This window comes from Niastella caeni (assembly GCF_004834005.1).
GTDB lineage: Bacteria > Bacteroidota > Bacteroidia > Chitinophagales > Chitinophagaceae > Niastella > Niastella caeni.
Genome location: NZ_STFF01000006.1, coordinates 416,574 through 439,898 on the forward strand (window position 1 = coordinate 416,574; position 23,325 = coordinate 439,898).

The following is a 23,325-nucleotide window of genomic DNA, read 5'->3' on the forward strand; positions in this document are numbered from 1 at the left end:
TTTAGTTCTGAGTTCTTTTGTTATTGAGTTATTAGTGATTGAATACATGACCTTACCAACTTAATAACTAACAACTCAATAACCTGACCGCGGCCTGTTAACAGGCAATTTCCCAAAACTTACATTAGGTTTATTCCCCATCACAATTGTCATCGTTCCGCCCTGTGTGATCTGCTTATGGGTGATATAAGTATTGGGCCAGGGTTTGCCATTTAGAATTACGCGTTGAATATAGATATTCTTTGGACTGTTCTGTAATACTTTTAACGAAAACGTTTTCCCTTTTGGTAGTTGAATGGTGGCTTTATCAAACAGCGGACTGCCCAATACATACGCACCACTGGCCGGAAATACGGGATAAAAACCTAATGCGGAGAAAATATACCAGGCCGACATCTGTCCGCAATCTTCATTACCGCTGATGCCATCGGTGCTATCGAGGTATTGTTCTTTTAAAATGAAACGAATTTTCTCAGCCGTTTTCCATTGTGCGCCGGCATAGGTATATAAATACGTGGTATGATGACCCGGTTCATTGCCATGCGCATATTGCCCGATCATTCCGGAGATATCAGGCGGCGACTGCGGATCGAATTCTATTTTCAGCTTAAAGAATTCATCCAACCGGTTTACAAACGCGGTGTCTCCGCCTATTAGTTGAATGAGCCCTTCTACATCCTGGGGTACCAGCCAGGTATATTGCCAGGCATTGCCTTCGCAATAATCATCTATCCAGGGATGGCTTGTGCGCCCCGGACCAAATGTTTTGTTCCATTCGCCCTGTTCATTCTTCCCTCTGAAAAATTTAGTAGTGCTATCAAAATAATGCCGGTAATACCGCGACCGTTTTAAAAACAACTCCGCATCTTCCTTTTTGCCCATTTGCTTTGCCATCAACGCAATGCTGCCATCGCTGATGCAATATTCCATGGCTTTGGCTACTGATTCCTGCACTTTGTTATGCGGAATGTATTCGAGCGATTTTACATAATCCAGCCCAAACTCATTGCGCAGCGAAGTATTCTTTACTGCTTCAAAAGCCAGGGCGGTATCAAAGCCGCGATACCCTTTCAAATAAGCTTCAGCCACTATTTGTACGCCACTCATCCCCGGCATGAGGTTGGTTTCATTGCCGGCCAGGTGCCAGATGGGTAATTTCCCCTGCTGCTTGTAAATGCGCAGCATGGTGTTGATCATATCATTCACCCTTTCCGGTTGCGTGATGGTATACAATGGATTCAAAGCCCGATAGGTATCCCACAAAGAGAAAATAGTATAGTTATTAAAAAAACCTTTGTACACCTTTTTATCAGCGCCCCGGTATTCGCCATTGGCATCATTAAATAATGCCGGATCGATCATGGTATGATACAATGCAGTATAGAAGATCTTTCTGGCGGTAGCGTCTTTGGTATCGATGACGATCTTGCCCAGTTCGCGGTTCCATTTGGCATCTGCATCCTTCACCACCTTGTCAAAATTCCAATGTGGTATTTCTGCTGTAATATTCGCCAGTGCATTTTCTGAGCTAACCGGTGAAATGCCCACCTTGAGCAGGATGGTTGCAGGCGCTTTGTCAAAACTGATGACTCCTTTTATGGCATCTCCCTTCGCCGAATTGCCCGCCTGCTTTTTTGAACTATCGTACACTTCAAATTGCTGCATGGGAGCCGATAACCGGATCGCAAAATACAACCGCTGATCGGGCGCCCAGCCTTTCGAATAACGATATCCCAACAAGGTGGAATCATTTACTTTTTCAAGATATGTATCGGTGGTTTTATCGCCGATGCCTTCTTTCAGATCAATCAACAACCGGGCGACAGTGTTGGCAGGAAATTTATATTGATGAAAACCCACCCGCTCGGTAGCCGTTAATTGCACCTGTATATTGTAATCATCTAATGTAACGGCATAAAACCCCGGTTTTACTTTTTCTTTTTTATGGGAGAAGCGGGAAGAAGGACCTGCAGTTGGAGCCTCCGCAGTAACCATACCGGTCTTTACCTGGCCGGTAAAAGGCATAATGAGCACATCACCCAGGTCGGGCATACCGGTGCCGCTTAAATGGGTGTGTGAAAAACCTTTGATAATGCTATCCGTATAGTTATACCCTGAGCACCAGTCCCACCCCCTGAAAATATTATCAGGTCCCAGTTGTACCGCGCCAAAAGGCACATTGGCTCCCAGGAACACGTGCGCATGACCCGCTGTACCAATGTACGGGTTTACAAGATCAGTAAAGCGCTGCGAAAATGACAAGGAATGGAACAATAAGAAAAAGGAAAACGAAACAATACTTTTAACAATTACCCTACGCATACTACCTTTCATGAAGTTGAATTTACAACAATCTATATATACTTTTTGCAAAATATCAGCCGCAATATAGTGTAGCTGGGAGGATATATGTAATTAGTAAGGAAAGAAAAAGCCTCGTTAATTAAAAGAGGCTTTTGAAAGTCGTGAGTGGTCGGTTGTGAGTGGGTTCCAGAATTTTCGGAATGCTGAAATTTCGGCGGGCTTACTCACCATTCACCACTCACCATTCACCAACTCACTTTCCGATCTCCGCAAAATAATTTGGGTAATCGGTAATGATGCCGTCAACACCGTCTGCTATGAGGTTTTTCATTTTCTCTTTATCGTTTACCGTCCAGGGAACCAGCTTCATGTTCCTGCTGTGACAAATGTCGGCCATGGCTTTGTTCACCAGGCTGAATTCCGGGCTATAAATATGCGGGATGAAACCCAGGCTTTTGAGGTTGCTATCGAGATTCTTTCCAGTTGTTAAATAACCGATAACAATACCTGGATGCTTCTTGTGCACATACTGCAACGGACGCACATCGAAAGATTGAATATAAAAACGGTTACCAATATTCCTGGGCGCTACATCTGCCAACACGGCTTTTACTACTTCTGCCGGACTTGCATTGTACTTCAGGCTATCGAATCGTAGGGAAGTCTTTAATTCAATATTGTAAATAGGTTTGGGCAGGTTATTCGCAGTTACATATGCTTCTACAGAATCTATAAGCTCGCCCAGCAATGGCATGGGCACTTTGATTTTCTGTTGTTGCGGAAAGGCCGGGAATGGTTTGGAACCCACGTCAAATTTGCGGATGTCTTCATAGTTCATCTGATGCCAGATGTACTTTTTAGCATCGCCTTTTGCTATTTCACTGCCATCCTCGTACAACGAATGCGTTACATTCACGAAAGGATCATGAGCGATCAGTACTTTACCGTCTTTGGTAAGGTATACATCCACTTCAATGCAATTCGCTCCAACTTCAACACCCTTTTTCATGGCGGGAATGGTATTCTCCGGCATTAATCCCCGGGTACCGCGGTGGCCTTCTTTGTAAAACGATGGATAATTGGATGGTATTGACACCTTCTTAACTACTATACAGGACGCCATACAACTTGCGACCACTGATAGCACTAAAAAACGATTCACCTTCATTATATCGAAATTTTATTTCTGACTTCCGACCTCAGATATCCCCTTTCAATCCCAGGTATAAAGTGGCAGCTATAATAGCGCCAATGATGGGACCAATGACCGGTATCCAGGCATATTTCCAGTTACTACTACCCTTCTGTTTAATTGGCAGCAGCGCATGCACAATACGCGGACCGAGATCGCGGGCCGGGTTAATGGCATAACCGGTTGTGCCTCCTAACGAAAGGCCAATGGCCCACACCAGGAAAGTTACCGGCAGGGCGCCTAAAGAACCCATTCCGATAGGCGTTTGCGGTTCTCTGATCTCCGCATCGGTGAAATAGAAAATAACAAAGATCAGCACAAATGTGCCGATGATCTCACTCAGCAGGTTAAACGTATTATTTCGGATAGCCGGCCCGGTACTGAACACGGCCAACTGCGTATCGGGATCGCTGGTTGAATTGAAATGATCTCTGTATATCACCCATGCCAGGAAAGAACCCAGCATAGCACCCAACAGTTGGGCCAGTACATACATAGGCACTTCACTCCAATTAAATTTATGGGCCATAGCCAGGGCTATCGATACCGCCGGATTCAAATGTGCGCCGCTATACGGCCCTGCAATGACCACGCCTACAAATACAGCGAGCGCCCAACCGGTGGTGATCACCATCCAGCCACCGCTGTTCCCTTTGGTTCCTTTTAAGATCACATTCGCCACAACGCCAGCACCTAATAAGATCAAAAACATAGTGCCGATTAACTCGGCTGCAAATGGTGACATAAAATCAATTTATTGTTTATGGTTTGTGGTTTATAGTTTGTGGTTCGTGAAAACCGCTGCAAGCCGCACGCTTCAGGCAAAATACATCGCCTACATCCTGCCATCTTTTGCCTTTCGCTTGTGGCTTGTAGCGTGAAGCTTGTAGCTGTATTCCCATTAGCACATTATCACATTAGCTAATTATTCCTCAGCCCATGCCTTAGCCGCCTTTATGGCCTTTTGCCAGCCTTTCGTTAACTCAATGGCATTGTTGCTATCGGGTGAAAAACTTTTATTGAGCTTCCATTGCTTTTTTATTTCATCAATATTCTTCCAGAACCCTACTGCCAGTCCGGCCAGGTAAGCAGCGCCAATAGCGGTCGTTTCCGTGATCTCCGGTCTTATTACCGTTGCCTGCAACACGTTCGCCTGAATTTGCAGTAACAGGTCATTGGAAGTAGCGCCGCCGTCTACCCGAAGCTCTTTAATAGGTGCGCCCGCATCGGCCTGCATGGCAGTTAATACATCCATGGTTTGCAGCGCAATGCTTTCCAAAGCAGCGCGGGCAATATGGGAAGAAGAAGTGCCGCGGGTAATGCCTACGATGGTACCCCGTGCATGTTGTTCCCAGTATGGCGCGCCCAATCCTGCAAAGGCCGGAACCAGGTATACGCCGCCGTTATCAGGCACTTTTTTTGCCAGCGCTTCCACATCAGCAGATTTCTTGATAATGCCCAAACCGTCACGCAGCCATTGCACTACGGCGCCGCCAATGAATATGCTGCCTTCCAGTGCGTATTGTACCTTTCCATTGATTTGCCAGGCAATGGTTGTTACCAGGTTGTTTTTCGACAGAATGGGTTTATCGCCAATATTCATGAGCATAAAACAACCGGTGCCATACGTGTTTTTTACCATGCCTTGCTCGGTGCACATTTGCCCGAATAAAGCCGCCTGCTGATCGCCTGCAATACCGGCGATGGGAATTTGCGCAGCGAGTATCTGTTGATCCGTTTCGCCAAACACTTCACTCGATGAGCGGACCTGGGGTAACATAGAGGCCGGAACATCCAATAACTGCAACAGCTCCTCATCCCATTTACAGGTGTGAATATTGAACAACATGGTACGGGAAGCGTTGGTGATATCGGTAGCATGTACTTTACCACCCGTTAGTTTGTATACCAGCCAGGTATCGATAGTACCAAAGGCCAGCTTTCCTTCCTGCGCTTTTTTACGGGCGCCTTCTACATTATCGAGGATCCAGCGGACCTTGGTAGCAGAAAAATAGGCATCAACAATCAACCCTGTTTTTTCCTGTATCAATTTGCCGGACTGTATTTTCAACTGATCACAAAAAGTAGCGGTACGCCGGTCTTGCCATACGATGGCATTGTGAATGGGGTTACCGGTCTCTTTATCCCATACTACGGTTGTTTCGCGTTGGTTGGTGATGCCGATGGCAGCTATATCGGTTGCTTTCAACCCGGCTATGCTCACGGCTTCTACTGCCACGGCCAGTTGCGTGGCCCAAATTTCTGCGGCATCATGCTCTACCCAACCTGGTTGCGGGTACAACTGGGTAAATTCTTTTTGAGCAATCGATATAATAGATCCTGCATGATCGAAAATGATGGCGCGCGAACTGGTAGTTCCCTGGTCGAATGAAAGAATGTATTTTGGCATTGGTACTTTATATTAATCGTTAGTGTATTATTGAATCGCTGGTGACTTATGTTGCTGTTGCCGGTTACCAAACCGAAATCCCCAAATTGAGCTTTAGTTACGCATTGTATTCAGCCGTATACTTCTTCCCAAACCGATCCGTTGCTACCACTTTCACCTGTTTAGCCGAGGCAGGGATAACGGCATTGAACAAATGATCTGTTCTCTTGGGTTCGGCAAAACCACGCGGCTTGGGCAATTGAGGGCCTTCATATAGCGCAACCGCTAACAGATCAAACCCTTTCTCCTGCTTAAATTGATCATGTCTGGCGCCATCAACAAAGCATTCCACCGTCCATGCCGGATCATAGTTCCATACATTCACCTGCAGCTTTTTGCTGGCGGCATCCTGGTCCTGCACAAACAAACTTACCTGGTGATCGGCTTCTTTACCGGTACTCTGATAATACCAGCTCAATTCGGTTCCTTTTACCGAATATACGCCATAACCAGATGGTGTACCATCACCGCAAATGGGACCAGTCCACCAGGCGCCACAAACCGTGCCATGGTTATGTTCAAAGATATTATCCTTTATTACATTTCGATGGTAATGTGTATGGCCCGACATGATGTGTACATTACGGCCTTTCAACACCGCATATAAAGCTTCATTATTTTTTACTTCATTGTGCACGGGAATATGCAAACAAACAATTACCAGGTGATCATCAGGCACAAAAGAAAGATCTTTCTGCAGCCAGTTCAATTGCTCTTCTGAAATATACCCGTCGTATTCCCTTTCTTTTCCCAGGTAACGTACATCATCTAACACCACATAATGTACTTTGCCGCGGTTAAAGGAATACCAGGTAGGACCATAATGTTGTTGAAACGTATCGTCCGACATATCATCGCCGCCCTTGTTATAATCCATATCGTGGTTACCGATACATTGAAAGAACGGGATACCCATTTTTTCTACGGCAGCATTATAAGCAGGGAATAATTCGTGGCTATCCCATACAATGTCGCCTACAGTAATACCATGCAGTAAGGCGCCATTGGCGGCCTGTACAAACTTTTGTACGTCGGGTACCGATTCGGTCATCATCCTGTTCACATCTTTCTCATTCTTTACCTGCGGGTCGGCCCAAATGATGAACTGGTGATTGGTATCATCGGTTGCCAGGGGTTCAAGGTAGAAGTTGATCGCTTTGCGCAGGTTGGTATCCTGTACCAACCGGTAATGCCGTGAAAGTCCTTTTTCATGCGTGAACGCATAACCGGCAGGGGTAGAAACAAAGATCGCGGTTGCATTTGGATGCAATTCCATTTCATATTTTCCCGACTTATCGGTTGTCACTACGGAATATCCATCACTTACCACCACTCCTTTCAAACCTTTTCCACTTGCCTGCACTTCGCCTTTTATTTTCTTTTGTGCAGGTATAAACGCTTTTACAGGAGAAAAAGGCGTTACTACCCATCCTGCAGTCAGCCAACCAAGAGAAGCAATGAATTTGCGTCGTTTCATAATACAGATTTAGAATACAGCTCCAGGCTACACGCTGCAAGCTTCAAGCAAATACAGAATACAGCAGTAAGCTGTAAACTATAAGGGAATACAGTTTATAGTTTATTTCCAGGGTTCAAGAGACGCCAACAACAATGTTCTGGTTGCAAGCATTTGATCAAAGCTTTACACAAACGTTTGCATAATCTGCTTTCAGCAGAGAGCTCAGAGCTTACGGCTTACGGCTTGCGGCTTACTGCTTACGGCTTATAGCTTATGGCTTACAGCTTGAAGCTTGAAGCTTGCAGCTTTCGGCTTGCACAGTTCCCTACAAAATACTATTGCAACAAGTATCCCTGCGCTAACTTAGTATATGCCTCCACCTGCTCCTGCACCCAGTTATTATCTTTTTGTAATTCTTTCGCCATAATGGTAGCCACCGGTTCCGCCATACGAATACTTTCCCGCGCATCTAACAACAACGCCCGGGTACGGCGCGATAATACATCTTCTACGGTTCGCGCCATTTCATGCCGCACTGCCCAGATCACCTGCGCTTCGTGTATTTGCAGGCTTTTGCTGAGCCATTCGTTGGAATGACCATTCATCAATGCTTTTACCTTTACGGTATCACTCCCATAGAAATATAATGGATCGCTCAAATTCACATCGGTTAGGGCTCCATGTATGGCCAATTGCCTGGTAGCTGTTTTCTTATGCGGCCACTGCAATTCTTTTTCTATCCGGTCAACCATATCCTCGCCCATTTTTCGGTAGGTGGTCCATTTACCGCCTAAAATGGTAAAGAGATGGGAAGGTGTAACCATGATCTTATGACTGCGGGAGATCTCTTTTGTTTTCTGATTATCGTTTGTGGGAGCCGCCAACGGACGCAATCCGGCAAAAACGCTTAATACGTCACTTCGTTTGGGCTGCTGCACAAAATAACGCGAAGCATTTTCGAGAATGAACGCAATCTCTTTTTCCAGCGCCTGCGGTTCTAACGAAGCTTCATTCACCGGCGTATCTGTTGTACCCACCACCACTTTATTATGCCAGGGTACTGCAAACAGCACACGTCCATCACTGGTAGCAGGGATCATCAAAGCATCATTAGCCGGATAGAATTTTTTATCCAGAACAAGGTGTACGCCCTGGCTGGCTGTAATGCTTTTGGAACCGGTGGGGTTATCCATTTGCAGGATGGCATCAACAAACACCCCGGTAGCGTTGATCACCGCTTTTGCCTTGCAGGTAAATTGGCGGTTGGTTTCTGTGTCGGTAATTTTTACACCTGAAATATGCTGACCATCCTCTTTAATTAGCCCGGTTACTTTCGTGTAGTTCAGGGCAACGCCACCTTGTTCAATAATGGTTTGCACCAGGTTAATGGCCAGGCGCGAATCATCAAACTGGCCATCGTGGTACATAACCCCGCCAACCAAACCTTCCGTTTTTATGTTGGGCAGTTTTTGAAGGGCTTTTGTCCGCGAAATAAAAACAGAGGATCCCAGGCTCAGGGTGCCCGAGATCCAATCATATAGTTTAAGTCCGATGGTATATTTCAGCCGGTCCCACCAGGTATAGATGGGTATAATAAAAGTTTGGTTCTTTACCAGGTGCGGTGCGTTGCGCCATAACAGACCGCGTTCAATGCTGGCCTCTCTAACCAGTTGAATATCGCCTTGCGCCAGGTATCGTACCCCGCCATGCACCAGTTTGGTGCTGCGGCTGGAGGTGCCTTTGGCAAAATCGGCCTGTTCAATTAATAATGCAGAATATCCCCTGCTAACTGCTTCAAGAGCAATACCTAACCCGGTTGCTCCACCCCCGATCACAATCAAATCCCATTCCTTTTGTGTGGTCAGCTTGTTTATCAGGGTATTACGATTCTGTACGGCTTCAACTTCCATTTTATATCTAAAACTTTCGTTTTATTTCAATTAATTCCAATAGGCAATAATAGCGAAACAATTTGAAACAGTAAATTAAAATATTTCGAAAGAACGAACCCCGCCTCGCCAACCTATTTACTCATGCCCATTCCGCTCATAAGTGTGCACTGATAGCCTTTATATGGACGTTTTAAAACCCAATATGGTACTAGTTGAGCGGAAACTCCCGGGGAACCCTGTTCATTTCTCATAGGTGAAATTGAGATATCCCACATGTTCCGGAGTTATCACACAGATGTCCCAGCTCTTATCAGGTCTGGAATATCTTCGGGACACTATTTTAATAATTGAGGATCATAACTATAATATGCCTAATAATTCAGGGCGTATTGAGCCCTGATATTTGTGTTCTAAGAATTACATTATATAACCCTTACACAAGGTTGATTGCCGCTTTCATAGCCATAATGGCATACAGGAAGTTCAGCTCATAGCTATCAAACAGTTTAGCCATCAAACAATTACATCCACCATCTGACAATTTTCATTTAATTTGTCATACCAATTATGATCTCACAAACCGAACGCCATCAATTCATACTTAATAAACTAACGAAGGAAAGCTTCGTTAATGTGCTGGAACTTTGTAAGGAGCTGGATGTTTCTTCCGTTACTATTCGTAAGGACCTGAAACTGCTGGAGGATAAAAACCTTTTATTCCGCACACATGGCGGCGCCACCATTAACAACCCGTATACGGTTGACCGGCCGGTGAATGAAAAGGAAAAACTGCAATCGGGAGAAAAAATGAAGATCGGCGCCACGGCTGCACAACTGATCGCCGACAATGATTCCATTATCATTGCCTCTGGCACAACGGTGTTGGCGCTGGCTAAAAATATGCCGCCGAAATTAAACCTCACTGTGATCACCGCTTCTTTGCAGGTAGCACAGGAATTGATCAAACACCCGGATATCGAGATCATGCAATTGGGCGGTATTCTGCGCAAGAGTTCTTCTTCCGTAACCGGACCATACGCGCAAAAAATATTAACCGATTTTTTTTGTAGTAAATTATTCCTGGGCGTTGATGGTATTGACCTGGAGTTTGGTCTTACAACCACCAGCGTAATGGAAGCACACCTTAACCGCCAGATGATTGATGTGTCGCAAAAAGTGATCGTTCTCTCCGACTCTACCAAATTCGGCAAACGTGGTTTTGGCCGTATATGCGGGCTGGAAGAAATAGATCAGGTCATTACCGACAATGGTATTTCAGAGCATTATGTAACGCAGTTGGAGAGCAGAGGGATTGAAGTGACGATAGTTTAATTAACTAATGTGCTAAATTTTATCGAATTATCACATTAACCATCTGAACTTTCCAGAAAGTTTCAAATTCAACTTAAAATACACAAAGCAAAAGAACTCCTGGCCCACACAACAAGATCTGTCAAAGAAATTGCCTTCGCACTCAACTTCGAATCTAACTTTTACTTCTTTAAATTGTTTAAAGAAAAGACAGGATTAACATTTCCCCCTGGCACCTGAATTGCGTAACCCTAGATAGTTAAAACAATCTGGGTCATTCATTTTGAAAGTAATAGACATTAAAACCGGATCGTAGTTATGTTTTATTTTATACGCTATAAACCACTTGATGCATTTTTTCCCCATCCCCCAATTCCAGCATACCCCTTATACAACCAACAACAAAGAATTTTATATGAATCATTAAACAGAAAACATTGGTTATGTTGAAAATTGCGCAAATAGCTCCACTGGTAGAATCTGTTCCGCCTAAATTTTACGGAGGCACAGAACGGGTAGTAGCCTATCTTACTGATGCGTTGGTAAAGCTGGGGCATAATGTAACTTTATTCGCTTCGGGCGACTCCATTACCAAAGCACGACTTGTTTCGGTTACGCCCACTTCATTGCGATTAAGTAATTGTGTTGATCAAATGGCCGGTAATATCCTGCAATTGCAGGAAGTGATGGACCGGTCGCATGAATTTGACCTGCTGCATTTTCATACCGATTATTTACATTTCCCCGTTACCCGTTTTTGTAACAAAAAAACCCTGACAACCTTACATGGCCGATTAGATATTCCTGAATTAAAACCGCTGTATAAAAAATTCAATGATGTACCGGTAATTTCTATTTCCAATGCCCAGCGTCGCCCATTGCCTATAGCCAACTGGGTTGCTACCGTATATCATGGTTTACCTGTTGATCTCTACCAGCCGGGAAATGGAGATGGCGATTATGTGGTATTCCTGGGCAGGTTTTCTCCCGAAAAACGGGTAGATCGCGCCATTGAAATTGCAAAACGGGCAAACATAAAAATAAAGATCGCAGCAAAAGTAGATAAAGCAGATGAACGGTATTTTGAAAAAGAGATCCGCCACCTGCTCGATCAACCCCATGTAGAATACCTGCAGGAAATTGGCGAAGCAGAAAAAGGCCCCTTGCTGGCCAATGCAAAAGCCTTATTATTTCCGATCGACTGGCCTGAACCATTTGGCATGGTGCTGATTGAAGCCATGGCTTGTGGCACACCCATTATTGCGTATAACCACGGTTCGGTACCCGAAATTGTTGATCATGGGAAAACCGGCTTTATTGTAAACAGCATTGAAAAAGCAACTGAAGCATTACAAAATATTCATTTAATAAGTCGTGAGGACTGCCGCGCCACCTTTGAAAAAAGGTTCAGTAACATCGTGATGGCAAAAAATTATGTTCGTCTATACGAAAGGTCACTACTCAAGCAACCCGAAAGATCTTTTTACTTAACACCAGCGTATAGGAAATGAAGCAGGAAGTAAGATGCCGGAAGCAGGAAAGAACCAGAAAACAAAATCCTTATTTTTTTCGAGCTTCCTGCTTCTCAGATTTTTTATTATTGAGAGCATTAAAAACCAGCCGTTATGAAAAAACACGACACCCTGGTAAAGCTGCATGATGACAAATATTACATACTGGCGTCTTCTTCGTATGCAGATGATCGTGTACTTACCTTGAATTACGGCGATACATTTGGCATTTTTGATCGCTGGGGCGATATTAAACAATTCGGCACCTGTGTACAGGGTATTTATCATCAGGGAACCCGTTTTATCAGCGACATGGAACTGGAATTGAACCATTACCGCCCCATGTTGCTCAGTTCCACTATAAAGAATGAAAATGAAATGCTGTCGGTTGATCTTACGAATCCTGACATCAGCAATGAGCAGGACGTTGTTATTCCCAAGGGCACATTGCACATTTCGCGCAGCAAATTTTTACAGGATGGCACCTGTCACGAACTGATCATTCTTTATAATTATGGCTCACATACCTACGAAACAGAATTGGAGATCACCTTTGCCGCTGATTTCAGGGATATTTTTGAAGTAAGAGGTATGGACAGAAAACAACGAGGCGTACAGCAAGTTCCGGTGATATCTACGAAGAATCATATTTTACTTTCCTATAAAGGCGTGGATGATATTGAACGGCAAACCAACCTGCACTTTGATCCGGTGCCTGCTTCTATAAAAGAAAACAGGGTTGTATATAAAATCAAGCTGGGCCCTAAAGAAGCCTATAGCATTAATTGCACTTCTGTTTTTTCGGTATATGCCAATCCGGTTGAATTTGAGCCGTATTCCATTGCGTTCAATAAGATCAGAACAGGCATGGAAAAAAGCAAAGAACTGGTGGCGGAAATATATACCGACAATGAGCAGTTCAATAACTGGATCAACCGTTCGAAAAATGATCTGTTGTCGTTATTGGTTCAAACCCCGTACGGCAGTTACCCATATGCGGGGGTACCCTGGTATAACACGGTATTTGGCCGCGACGGAACGTTTACCGCATTAGAAACTTTATGGGTAGCGCCCAATATTGCCAAAGGCGTTTTGTTGTATCAGGCCAGAAGGCAGGCCACAGAACATAAACCATTGCAGGATGCAGAGCCGGGAAAGATCTTACATGAAATACGTTCCGGTGAAATGGCCGAGACCGGCGAAATTCCTTTTAAACTTTACTATGGCAGCATAGACACTACGCCATTGTTCATTGTACTGGCCGGGCATTATTTAAAACGCACCGATGATATTGCAACCATCAAAGATATCTGGGAAAATATTTTAAGAGCGCTTGACTGGATCAAAAAGTACGGCGATATGGATGGCGATGGCTTTGTGGAATACCAGCGCAAAGCGGAAAGCGGTTTGGCCAACCAGGGTTGGAAAGATTCACACGACTCCATCTCCCACGAAAATGGCGATCTGGCCAGTTTTCCCATTGCCTTGTGTGAAGTGCAGGGTTATGTGTACGACGCAAAAAAACAGGGCGCCTATATGGCCCATCGGTTGGGATTTCATGAAATGGCAGAGCAATTAAAACAGGAAGCCGAGGAACTGAAACAACTTTTCAACGATGTTTTTTGGGATGATGAACTGGGCTCCTACATTCTCGCACTAGATGGAGAAAAACAACCTTGCCGGGTCATATCTTCAAATGTTGGCCATCTTTTGTATTCGGGCATTGCTACACCGGAACGGGCTGAACAAACCGCCAGGCTGCTGATGCAGGATGACATGTTTAATGGCTGGGGTATTCGCACGCTTTCTTCCAAAGCGGCCAGGTTCAATCCGATGTCGTACCACAATGGATCGGTATGGCCACATGATACGGCTATTACAGCGTATGGCTTCGCCCGTTACGGACTGATGCCGCAATCACTGCGCATTATGCAGGGGCTATTTGATGCATCCCTGTTCATAGAGCTGCAACGATTACCTGAATTGTTTTGCGGCTTTCCTTTCCGTCGCGGAGAAGCGCCCACGGCCTATCCCGTTGCCTGCTCTCCACAAGCCTGGTCGGTAGCCGCGGTGTTCTTATTATTACAGGCCTGTTTGCGCATTACGTTTGATGGGCATAATAAGAAACTGACATTGTACAAACCCATGCTGCCAGAATATATAAGGCAGATCAGGATCTCTAACCTGCGGTTCGGGGATGAGCAATTTGAACTGGATATTGTAAAATATGAATACGACCTGGGCATTCACCTTATAAAGAAACCGGTTGGTTGGGAGCTCGTCACTATTAAATAATTTCTGATTTCGGGATTGCGGGATTTTGAGATTTAAAAATCTCAACATCTCTAAATCTCAACATCTCTAAATACAAAGGTGAGCTGCCCATTAAAGAGCAACCCACCTTTTATAAAAATATACTAACCTACTTACTGAACCGAAATCTTATAAGTTGTTACAGTATGGTATTTCTGTCCGGGTTGTAAAATAGTAGAAGGGAATTTAGGTTTGTTGGGTGAATCAGGAAAGTGCTGTGTTTCGAGGCACAGGGCTGTACGCAGATTCACGGGTTTGCCGCCACTAACAAAAGCGCCATTCAGGAAGTTACCGCTGTAGAACTGGATACCTGGTTCGGTGGTAAACACTTCCAGTTTGCGGCCGCTTACACTGTCACTCAGAACGGCTACCAATTGCATGGAGCTGTCTTTACGGTTCAACACAAAATTATGATCGTAGCCGCCTGGCACTGCGTCAATGCGGGAACCGATGATCTCCGCTTTGGTAAAGTCGAACGGCGTACCCTTTACCGCTTTGATCTCACCAGTAGGGATCAACCCCGTATCAACAGGTGTATAATGATCGGCATTGATCATTAGGCTATGATTTAAAATTGTGTTCTCTGTGCTGCCGGTCAGGTTAAAATAACTGTGGTTGGTTAAGTTAACCGGGGTAGCTTTATCGGTTTCAGCGGTGTAATCAATATTCAACTCATTATCGTCGGTTAAGGTATACACAACCGTTACTTTCAAATTACCGGGAAAACCTTCTTCCCCATCCTTGCTCAGGTATGATAAGGTGAGGGCTGGTGTGCTGTCGGCCGAAGGCGTAGCATCCCAAACCACTTTATCAAATCCCTTGTTACCACCATGTAAATTATTTTTACCGTTGTTGGCAGCTAAGGTGTAGGGCTTGCCATCGAGCGTGAATTTGGCATCACCGATACGGTTGCCATAACGGCCAATGATAGCGCCGAAATAAGGTGGCTTTTTCAGGTATTCCGACAAGCTGTCCATACCCACTACCACACTTGATTTATTACCATTTTTATCGGGCGTAACCCAGGATGTAACGATACCTCCATAGTTGGTGATGCCAACTGTTACACCGTTCTTATTGGTGAGTGTAAATAATTGCACTTTTTTACCATCAGTTTCGCCCCAATCTTTCGCTGTAACGCCTGCTTTCATAATTGCTTCAGAATTTTCTGGTGAAGGTTGTTTGTTTTCGCCCCCGCATGAAGCAATACCGGTTGTGATCAGCGATAGCATTGCAACATGGCAAATCAATCTGTTCATATGGTAACACGTTTTTGATTTTACTAATGGGTTATTTGAAAATTTGTCAAATATCAGGTATTTTCTCTTTCAGGCACATTATTTTAACTCCAGCACTACTACTGAGAACGGAGGCAATTTTACGCTCAGCGTTTTGCCTTTTATAGTAGCTCCCTGAAATGGCGCCGGCTTAATTTTAGCAGGTTCTTCAAAACTGTTATGGTCCTGCAATCTGGCAGAAGAGAGTATACGGCCGCCAACTGTTGTAAAGTTACCGCCTTCCAGGTTGATGGTTATATCCTGTGCGTTTTTAGCATCGATATTCACCAGGGAAATATGCACCAGTCCGGATGAGTCTTTAGAAGCAGAGGCAGAAACTGCCGGTAATTTTTCCTTTCCAAACACATAATTGTTGGTCTTAATGGTTAACGGTATCAGTTTGGCATCCTGATGCACATTGTACATTTCCATTACGTGATAGGTAGGCGTCAGGATCATTTTTTCTTCCTTGGTTAAAATAACCGCCTGCAGCACATTAATGGTTTGCGCCAGGTTGGCCATCCGAACCCGGTCAGCATGATTGTGGAAGATGTTCAGCGTGGCGCCGGCGATCATGGCATCGCGCATGGTGTTTTGCTGATACAGGAAACCACCATTTGTGCCTGGCTCTACATCATACCAGCCACCCCACTCATCCACTACCAGGGCTACCTGCTTTTTCGGATCGTATTTATCCATAATGGCTGAATGCCTGATCACCAGCGAATCCATGAACAGAGCTTGTTTCATGGTTTGGAAATATTGTTCTTCGCTGAAATCAACAGCAGACCCTTTTTTACTCCAGTTTATAACAGAATAATGATGCAATGCCAGTCCGCCTACCATGTTATGCGGAATATTTTTCATCAGCACTTCTGTCCAGTTATAATCTCTTGAATTGGCCCCGGAAGCAATGCGGAAAATTTTTGTTTCATTCGACCAACCGGTCATGAACGTAGCATATTTGCGGTACACATTAGCATAATATTCGGCGGTCATATTTCCACCGCAACCCCAGGCTTCATTACCAACACCCCAGTAGGTTACATTCCAGGGTTTATCGCGGCCATTCTGCCTGCGCAGGTCACTCATAGGGCTTTTGCCCGCGAAGCTTACATACTGAACCCAGTCTATCAATTCCTGCACCGTACCGCTGCCCACGTTACCGGCCAGGTATGGTTCCGTACCGATCAGTTCGCACATATTCAAAAAATCGTGTGTGCCAAAGCTGTTGTCTTCGGTAACACCCCCCCACCACGTGTTTACCATGGATGGGCGTTTGTCTTTGGGGCCAATTCCATCTTTCCAGTGATACGTATCGGCAAAACAACCACCTGGCCAGCGCAGGTTAGGGATCTTTAATTTCCTGAGGGCATCTATAACATCATTGCGTACCCCACTGGTATTTGGGATTTTAGTATTTCCTTCGCCCACATAAAAACCACCATAAATACAATGGCCCAAATGCTCGGCAAAATGACCATAGATCTGCCGGCTGATAGTAGTTTTTGCGGCACCTACATTAAAGGAGAGGTTGTTTTGAGCAACTGCACCAAAAGCGATCCCTGTTGTACAAGCAAAAAGCAAAGCAAAGCGTTTCATGTAACAGCTTTAAGATGAATAATTAATAAATGTAAAGAATTGGTTGATTATAGAAAGAAAGTTGACAAGCAACATGATAATCGTTAATTTTTATTAAAAAGTTGGCTTTGAAAACGGATTATTGAACCCCGCAAAAAGAAGCCACCCATTTCTTCATTGGGACCGTGAAACTAAGACAAAACAACATATCTGTCAATTTTACACTTAATTATTTTTGGTTACCGGTTGCCAGGTACCGGTTACCGGGCAAAAAAATTCGGTGCCCCCTATTGTAAGCAGTTTGTTCTACATCCAGGGCCGGGCAACTGGCAACTGGTAACCGGCAGCTGTTTCCCCATTCCCACCACAAGCTACTTTACTGTAACTTTATACTATGCAACCACCAGTCGCCCATATTACAATTAAAAAGATCAATGCCGGGGAACAAACGGAAGTAGAAGACGAACTGGCCGTGGAAGAACCGCTTGAAATACAGCTGGCCTGGCAGGAAGCTGCCGGATATGTACAAAAAAACATTTCCGTTACCATGCGCACACCAGGGCAGGATGCCGAGCTGGCCGCCGGCTTTTTATTTACCGAAGGCATTCTTCAACATATTGACCAAATACAACATATTCACCCGCAGCAAAACGGGGTACTGGTTACATTGGCGGCAGGGGTTACGCCGCAATTACAACAGGCTGAAAGGAATTTTTATACCACTTCCAGTTGCGGCGTTTGTGGTAAAACAGGGATCAACGCCATAAAAACGGTGCCGGTATATGCCCCACAAGCCGATGCTTTGGTGCTACCCGCCAATACTTTTTATGGACTTCAACAAACCATTCAAAAAAAGCAGGTAGTATTTGAAAGCACCGGCGGTTTACACGCAGCCGCGCTATTTGATGTTGAGGGCAATTGCATCTTGCTGCGCGAAGATGTTGGCCGGCATAATGCCGTAGACAAAGTGATCGGCGCCGCCTTGCTGAACCGGCAATTACCTTTGCACCAGCATATTTTATTACTGAGCGGACGGGCAGGTTTTGAGCTGATCCAAAAAGGGGTTATGGCCGGTATTCGTGTTATAGCAGCAGTTGGTGCGCCTTCCAGCCTGGCCGTGCAACTGGCTACCGAACATAATATTACCCTGATCGGCTTTTTACGGAAGAACAGATTTAATGTGTATAGTGGGGCGCAGCGGGTGAAAGTGAGTTAATGGATGAATTGGATCGTTGTTGGTAAAATATCAATTTCTGATTTTGAGAATTAGAGATTTTGTGATTTCCCCTGGATTGGGCTTTCTGATTAATCTCAAAATCCCGAATAGACCTATGGAACACTAAGGCCTGTTATTAAAAACACAACTTCATTAACATTCCATGAGCGACAATCAACATACCTCCGGTGCAGAAAATCCTGAACATATTACAGGATTAAAACTGGGACCTGTTAAACAATCTGCCGCCGGTTTACCGGCTATTATTGAAACGGTTAAACAGGTAGTGGGTGAAGCAGGCATAACCCGCGGCTGGAAAGCCCTGGCAGCCATGAACAAAAAAGGCGGGTTCGATTGTCCCAGTTGCGCCTGGCCCGACCCCGATGATGACCGTTCTGCCATGGGTGAATATTGTGAAAACGGCGCCAAGGCCATTGCCGAAGAAGCCACCCTCAAAAAATTAACGCCCGAATTCTTTGCCCAACACAGCGTTCAGGATTTAGCTACCCTAAGCGACTTTGAAATAGGTCGCAAAGGCCGAATTGCCCAACCGATGTACCTGCCGCAGGGCGGCACGCATTATCAGCCCATTTCATGGGACGAGGCATTCAACAAAATAGGTAAAGCATTAAACAACCTGGCTTCGCCCGATGAAGCCATCTTTTATACTTCGGGCCGAACCAGTAATGAAGCGGCTTTTCTCTACCAACTTTTTGTACGGGAATACGGCACCAACAACCTGCCCGATTGCAGCAATATGTGCCACGAAAGCAGCGGCGTGGCCCTGGGCGAATCACTTGGCATTGGCAAAGGCTCGGTAAAGCTGGAAGATTTTTATGAGGCGGAAGTGATCATCATTCTCGGGCAAAACCCGGGCACCAATCACCCCCGCATGCTCAGCGCTTTACAAAAAGCCAAAGAAAACGGCGCCCGCATAATTGCAGTGAACCCGCTGCCCGAAACCGGATTGATGGCCTTTAACAATCCGCAACAGCTAAAAGGACTGCTGGGCAAGGAAACTCACCTCACCGATATTTTTCTACACATTGTTATCAATGGCGACCTGGCCTTGCTAAAAGCCATTGAATACCTGTTATGGCAACACGAACAACGCGAACCCGGCCAGGTATTCGACCGCGCTTTTATTGAAAACAATACCGAAGGCTACAACGCATTTATCAACGACCTGCAACAACAAAACCTGGAACAATTAATACAGGCATGCGGCATATCCCCGGAGCAACTTACCGAAGTGGCCGACCTGTTAAAAAATAAAACAAAGATCATTGCCTGCTGGGCCATGGGCCTTACGCAGCACGTAAATGCAGTAGATACCATCAAGGAAATTGTGAACCTGTTATTGTTAAAAGGAAGTATAGGGAAACCAGGTGCAGGCACCTGCCCGGTGCGGGGCCATAGCAATGTACAGGGCGACCGCACCATGGGCATTTATGAAAAGCCAGGCCAGCAATTTCTGAATAACATCGCTGCTAATTTCAACTTCCAACCACCTCAACACCCCGGTTATGATGTGGTAGAAGCCATTAAAGCTATGCATGGAGGAAAGGCATCTGTATTTATCGCCATGGGCGGCAACTTTTTATCAGCTACGCCCGACACGAATTATACAGCCACTGCCTTACGCAAATGCGCGCTTACCGTGCATGTATCAACCAAGCTCAACCGAAGTCACCTGGTGCATGGCGATGAAGCCCTGATACTCCCCTGCCTGGGACGCAGCGACAAAGACATACTGAACGGCGAGGAACAAATTGTTTCGTGTGAAAACTCTATGGGCGTTGTTCAATTGTCGAAAGGCGTGTTGCAACCCGTATCAGACCATTTGCTGAGCGAACCTGTTATCGTATGCCGGCTGGCCAAAGCTACCCTAGGCGGCCGTAGTACCGTTAACTGGGATAAATACCTACAGCATTACGATCATATCAGGGAGGATATTGAGCGCACCATTCCCGGTTTTACCGATTACAATAACCGGGTGCGCATACCCGGTGGATTTTATTTACCCAATTGCAACCGCGAGGGATCGTTTAATACCACCACGAAGAAGGCGCATTTTAATATAGCGCCTGTAACTACTATCCATTTAGCGGAAAATGAATTGCTGATGATGACCATTCGCAGTCATGACCAGTTTAATACCACCATTTACGGTCTCGACGACCGGTACCGGGGTATTTATCACGAACGGCGGGTAATACTTATGAATGTAGATGATATGGACCGGCGCAACCTGCAGCAAGGCGATGTGGTAGATATTTATAATCACCATGGCGGTGTGGAAAGAATAGCCCACAAATTCATTGTAGTGCCCTATCCCATTCCACCTTTATGCACGGCCACCTATTTTCCCGAAGCCAATGTACTGGTGCCGGTGAACAGTGTGGCGAAAAAAAGCAATACGCCGGTGTCGAAGGGGGTGGTTATTACGGTGAGGAAAGCCAGTAGCTAGTAGAGAGTAGCTAGTAGGGCGTGTAAGCAAGCTGCACGCTTCACGCTGCACGCCACAAGCAAATACCGCTCTCGAAAATTTTGAATCTGTCACTTTCTGCCTTTGACTTCGGTATTCACTTCAACATTCCCTGTCTTCACTTTCTCATTCCATATTTTTCTTAATTCCTCATTTCCTTTTATATTTTCCAACAAGCTCCCCATACGCCACCACATGTCCCGTAATGGCCTTTTCCAATTCAGTCTTACTGGTGTCGGCAGGCAGTTCCAGCAGTACATCCAACGCGTAAACTTTAAAATGATATCGGTGTACCCCATAAGGCGGACAGGGACCGCCATATTTATTCTGCCTGAAATCATTGACTCCCTGATCTTTAAATTCAGTGTCTTCCTTTATATGCTGTGCCACCGGAATATTCCAGGCCAGCCAGTGCACCCAGGCGCGAATCGGCGCATCAGGATCATCTACAATTAACGCCAGGCTTTTGGCTGTATTTGGTATATCATGAACATCGAGTGGCGGACTTACATTAGCGCCATCACACGTAAAGCGGGAAGGAATAAATCCGTTCCCTTCAAATTCCGGACTGGTAATATGTAAAGCGGCAATTTCGCGAAACGTTTGTCTGTTTGAAATATTCGAGTGGGAAATTTTCATGGCTATACTTTTGCTAAAAGATCGATAGCAAATCACGCGAACGCAACGTGCCTCTTTCCTGGTTAATGGTGTTTTATCAAATATATTATCCCCAAAAAATTTTAACAATGACGATGATCACACATTGTTGTGATTGCGGCAATGAGGTGAGTGGGTATATTTTTAATATAAATCAATGAAGTATCACAATTTTACCGGTATCGGTTCAATATCTTTCTCCCCTCATCGTTATAGTAGTACAAATACCCGCCATTAAACTTACCAAAAGCCCCTACGTCATACATAATAATGATTAGTGGGTAGTATGTTAACCAGTAATCAAATGGATTACAAGCTAATATACTTGCTAACCGCCATGCAGCCATCGTATCATTGTGTTGTGGTTTTCAAATAACCTTCACACTAAAAATCACTGTTATGTCCAGCTATCCTTTCAACAGCAGCTTTACAAAGCAATACAGACAAGAACAATTTGTTTCTTTTTGTGCTGATGAAAAACCAGTTCAGAACATCGTAATAAGCACTTACAGCCGCATTACTGATGCTGAAATAAATACCATCGGCCGCTCGCTTAACCAACAATTGTTAGATAATGCCATCATCCATCGCCTGCTGACTAAATTGACGCAGAAAGATAGTTTTGATGTTGACCGCTTATCAGCTTTTGTACAGGAAACCCACGAAGAGTTGAGCAATCACGCCAGCGCAGAACCTTTTACCGCCCAATATTATAGTCACCTCTTAGAATTGCTGACTTCATTTGATGAATTGGTAAATGAGTTTAGTGCAAATGGACAGGAGTTATTAATAGGCAATCTGAATGCCTGCTATTCCGATGAATCTGGCTTTGCCGTTAACCAGTCGGTTGACAGTGAAGAAATAGCCACCATGCACAGAATAATTGAAGATTACTTATACCAGATTGGTGAATACTACCAGTATTTTCATATGCTGTTGCAAAAAGAAACAGAGAACGAAGAAAATAAGAGCCGCATCTTGGTAATGTCGCAGGTAGCTTATTACCTCGATACACTGATCACCTGCACCGAAAAGATGATCATTAATATGGAAGTTACACTCGATATGCTGTTAGAATGGGAAACCGCGTTACAAAACCGCGAATCTCAAGAGTTGTTCAATTAAGTAGTACGCTAAAATTCTAATTTCCGGCCTATGAGTTCCTTCGCCGAGGCTTCGGCAGGCAACTATTCACCTTTGACCATTCACCATTCACCCTAAACAATCACCCTATTCACCTGCCTCTTCAGCTCATGCTCCATTGCCCTTGACACCAGATGCATGCGCACATAGCTTTTACTGATACCCGTAAACGCACAAAATTCTTCCACCGTAATTACATCCCGCTTCGATTTACCAAAGTACTCGCGTAGCTCCTGTATAACCAGCCGGGCTTCAACCGGGGGTATAAACATAATTTTCGTGACATCGATGGTATGAATATACCATTGTTTAAAAAAAGGCTTTGTAGCAAATGGGATCTTACTAAAGCAGGGAAGTACTTTCGACCGAACGCGCGGTTTGTGAACAATAGTTTGCTGTGTAGTAACGGAGTTTTTTTCAGGAACAAAGGTCATGCTGATCAATTTCGTTAAATGCCCGTCAGACTGAACACAATCTTTCGGGCTGGGTTTTGCCAATAGTTTTTTTGGCTCACCAATCAGAATGCCTTTCA

Annotated in this window: 17 protein-coding genes; 7 read left to right on the forward strand and 10 right to left on the reverse strand. The window is 44.9% G+C overall.

Annotation, left to right across the window (positions count from 1 at the left end):
• Window positions 1-75: 75 nt before the first annotated feature.
• From FAM09_RS22025 to FAM09_RS22050, 6 genes are all read right to left on the reverse strand, one after another.
• On the reverse strand, window positions 76-2,334 hold the full coding sequence (locus tag FAM09_RS22025; protein WP_136579306.1) for a GH92 family glycosyl hydrolase: 2,259 nt from the start codon (window positions 2,332-2,334) through the stop codon (window positions 76-78).
• Between the two features lie 223 nt (window positions 2,335-2,557).
• On the reverse strand, window positions 2,558-3,472 hold the full coding sequence (locus tag FAM09_RS22030; protein WP_136579307.1) for a glycerophosphodiester phosphodiesterase family protein: 915 nt from the start codon (window positions 3,470-3,472) through the stop codon (window positions 2,558-2,560).
• Between the two features lie 31 nt (window positions 3,473-3,503).
• On the reverse strand, window positions 3,504-4,241 hold the full coding sequence (locus FAM09_RS22035; protein WP_136579308.1) for an MIP/aquaporin family protein: 738 nt from the start codon (window positions 4,239-4,241) through the stop codon (window positions 3,504-3,506).
• A gap of 180 nt (window positions 4,242-4,421) precedes the next feature.
• Window positions 4,422-5,906 carry a glycerol kinase GlpK gene (glpK, locus tag FAM09_RS22040; protein ID WP_136579309.1) on the reverse strand — a complete coding sequence of 495 codons (1,485 nt, stop codon included), beginning with the start codon at window positions 5,904-5,906 and terminating at the stop codon, window positions 4,422-4,424.
• Between the two features lie 97 nt (window positions 5,907-6,003).
• Complete coding sequence (locus tag FAM09_RS22045; protein ID WP_136579310.1) at window positions 6,004-7,422, reverse strand: calcineurin-like phosphoesterase C-terminal domain-containing protein; 1,419 nt, start codon at window positions 7,420-7,422, stop codon at window positions 6,004-6,006.
• 317 nt (window positions 7,423-7,739) lie between these two features.
• Complete coding sequence (locus tag FAM09_RS22050) at window positions 7,740-9,314, reverse strand: glycerol-3-phosphate dehydrogenase/oxidase (protein WP_136579311.1); 1,575 nt, start codon at window positions 9,312-9,314, stop codon at window positions 7,740-7,742.
• A gap of 549 nt (window positions 9,315-9,863) precedes the next feature.
• On the opposite strand from FAM09_RS22050, the gene FAM09_RS22055 reads away from it, so the two are divergent.
• From FAM09_RS22055 to FAM09_RS22070, 4 genes are all read left to right on the forward strand, one after another.
• Complete coding sequence (locus FAM09_RS22055) at window positions 9,864-10,628, forward strand: DeoR/GlpR family DNA-binding transcription regulator (RefSeq protein WP_136579312.1); 765 nt, start codon at window positions 9,864-9,866, stop codon at window positions 10,626-10,628.
• A gap of 66 nt (window positions 10,629-10,694) precedes the next feature.
• Window positions 10,695-10,847, forward strand: coding sequence for a helix-turn-helix domain-containing protein (locus FAM09_RS22060; RefSeq protein WP_394347824.1), 153 nt, complete (start codon window positions 10,695-10,697; stop codon window positions 10,845-10,847).
• Window positions 10,848-11,050: 203 nt separating this feature from the next.
• On the forward strand, window positions 11,051-12,118 hold the full coding sequence (locus FAM09_RS22065) for a glycosyltransferase family 4 protein (RefSeq protein WP_243751748.1): 1,068 nt from the start codon (window positions 11,051-11,053) through the stop codon (window positions 12,116-12,118).
• A gap of 114 nt (window positions 12,119-12,232) precedes the next feature.
• The gene (locus tag FAM09_RS22070; RefSeq protein WP_136579313.1) at window positions 12,233-14,413 is read left to right on the forward strand and encodes an amylo-alpha-1,6-glucosidase; all 2,181 of its coding nucleotides are present in this window, start codon (window positions 12,233-12,235) and stop codon (window positions 14,411-14,413) included.
• A gap of 131 nt (window positions 14,414-14,544) precedes the next feature.
• Here FAM09_RS22070 and FAM09_RS22075 read toward each other — a convergent pair whose 3' ends face one another.
• Window positions 14,545-15,690, reverse strand: coding sequence for an aldose epimerase family protein (locus tag FAM09_RS22075; protein ID WP_136579314.1), 1,146 nt, complete (start codon window positions 15,688-15,690; stop codon window positions 14,545-14,547).
• A gap of 78 nt (window positions 15,691-15,768) precedes the next feature.
• Window positions 15,769-17,310, reverse strand: a complete 1,542-nt coding sequence (locus FAM09_RS22080) for an alpha-N-arabinofuranosidase (protein ID WP_136579315.1) — start codon at window positions 17,308-17,310, stop codon at window positions 15,769-15,771.
• A gap of 373 nt (window positions 17,311-17,683) precedes the next feature.
• Here FAM09_RS22080 and fdhD point away from each other — a divergent pair, with 373 nt between their 5' ends.
• The gene (gene fdhD / locus FAM09_RS22085) at window positions 17,684-18,505 is read left to right on the forward strand and encodes a formate dehydrogenase accessory sulfurtransferase FdhD (RefSeq protein WP_136579316.1); all 822 of its coding nucleotides are present in this window, start codon (window positions 17,684-17,686) and stop codon (window positions 18,503-18,505) included.
• A gap of 163 nt (window positions 18,506-18,668) precedes the next feature.
• Window positions 18,669-20,975 carry an FdhF/YdeP family oxidoreductase gene (locus tag FAM09_RS22090; RefSeq protein WP_136579317.1) on the forward strand — a complete coding sequence of 769 codons (2,307 nt, stop codon included), beginning with the start codon at window positions 18,669-18,671 and terminating at the stop codon, window positions 20,973-20,975.
• 168 nt (window positions 20,976-21,143) lie between these two features.
• Here the strand turns inward: FAM09_RS22090 and FAM09_RS22095 are convergent, their stop codons facing one another.
• Window positions 21,144-21,632 carry a YbhB/YbcL family Raf kinase inhibitor-like protein gene (locus tag FAM09_RS22095; RefSeq protein ID WP_136579318.1) on the reverse strand — a complete coding sequence of 163 codons (489 nt, stop codon included), beginning with the start codon at window positions 21,630-21,632 and terminating at the stop codon, window positions 21,144-21,146.
• 417 nt (window positions 21,633-22,049) lie between these two features.
• On the opposite strand from FAM09_RS22095, the gene FAM09_RS22100 reads away from it, so the two are divergent.
• Entirely contained in the window at window positions 22,050-22,775 is a 726-nt protein-coding gene (locus FAM09_RS22100; RefSeq protein WP_136579319.1) for a hypothetical protein, read from the forward strand.
• 92 nt (window positions 22,776-22,867) lie between these two features.
• Here the strand turns inward: FAM09_RS22100 and FAM09_RS22105 are convergent, their stop codons facing one another.
• A complete protein-coding gene (locus FAM09_RS22105; RefSeq protein WP_136579320.1) occupies window positions 22,868-23,227 on the reverse strand; it encodes a hypothetical protein in 360 nt (119 codons plus the stop codon).
• Window positions 23,228-23,325: the final 98 nt, after the last annotated feature.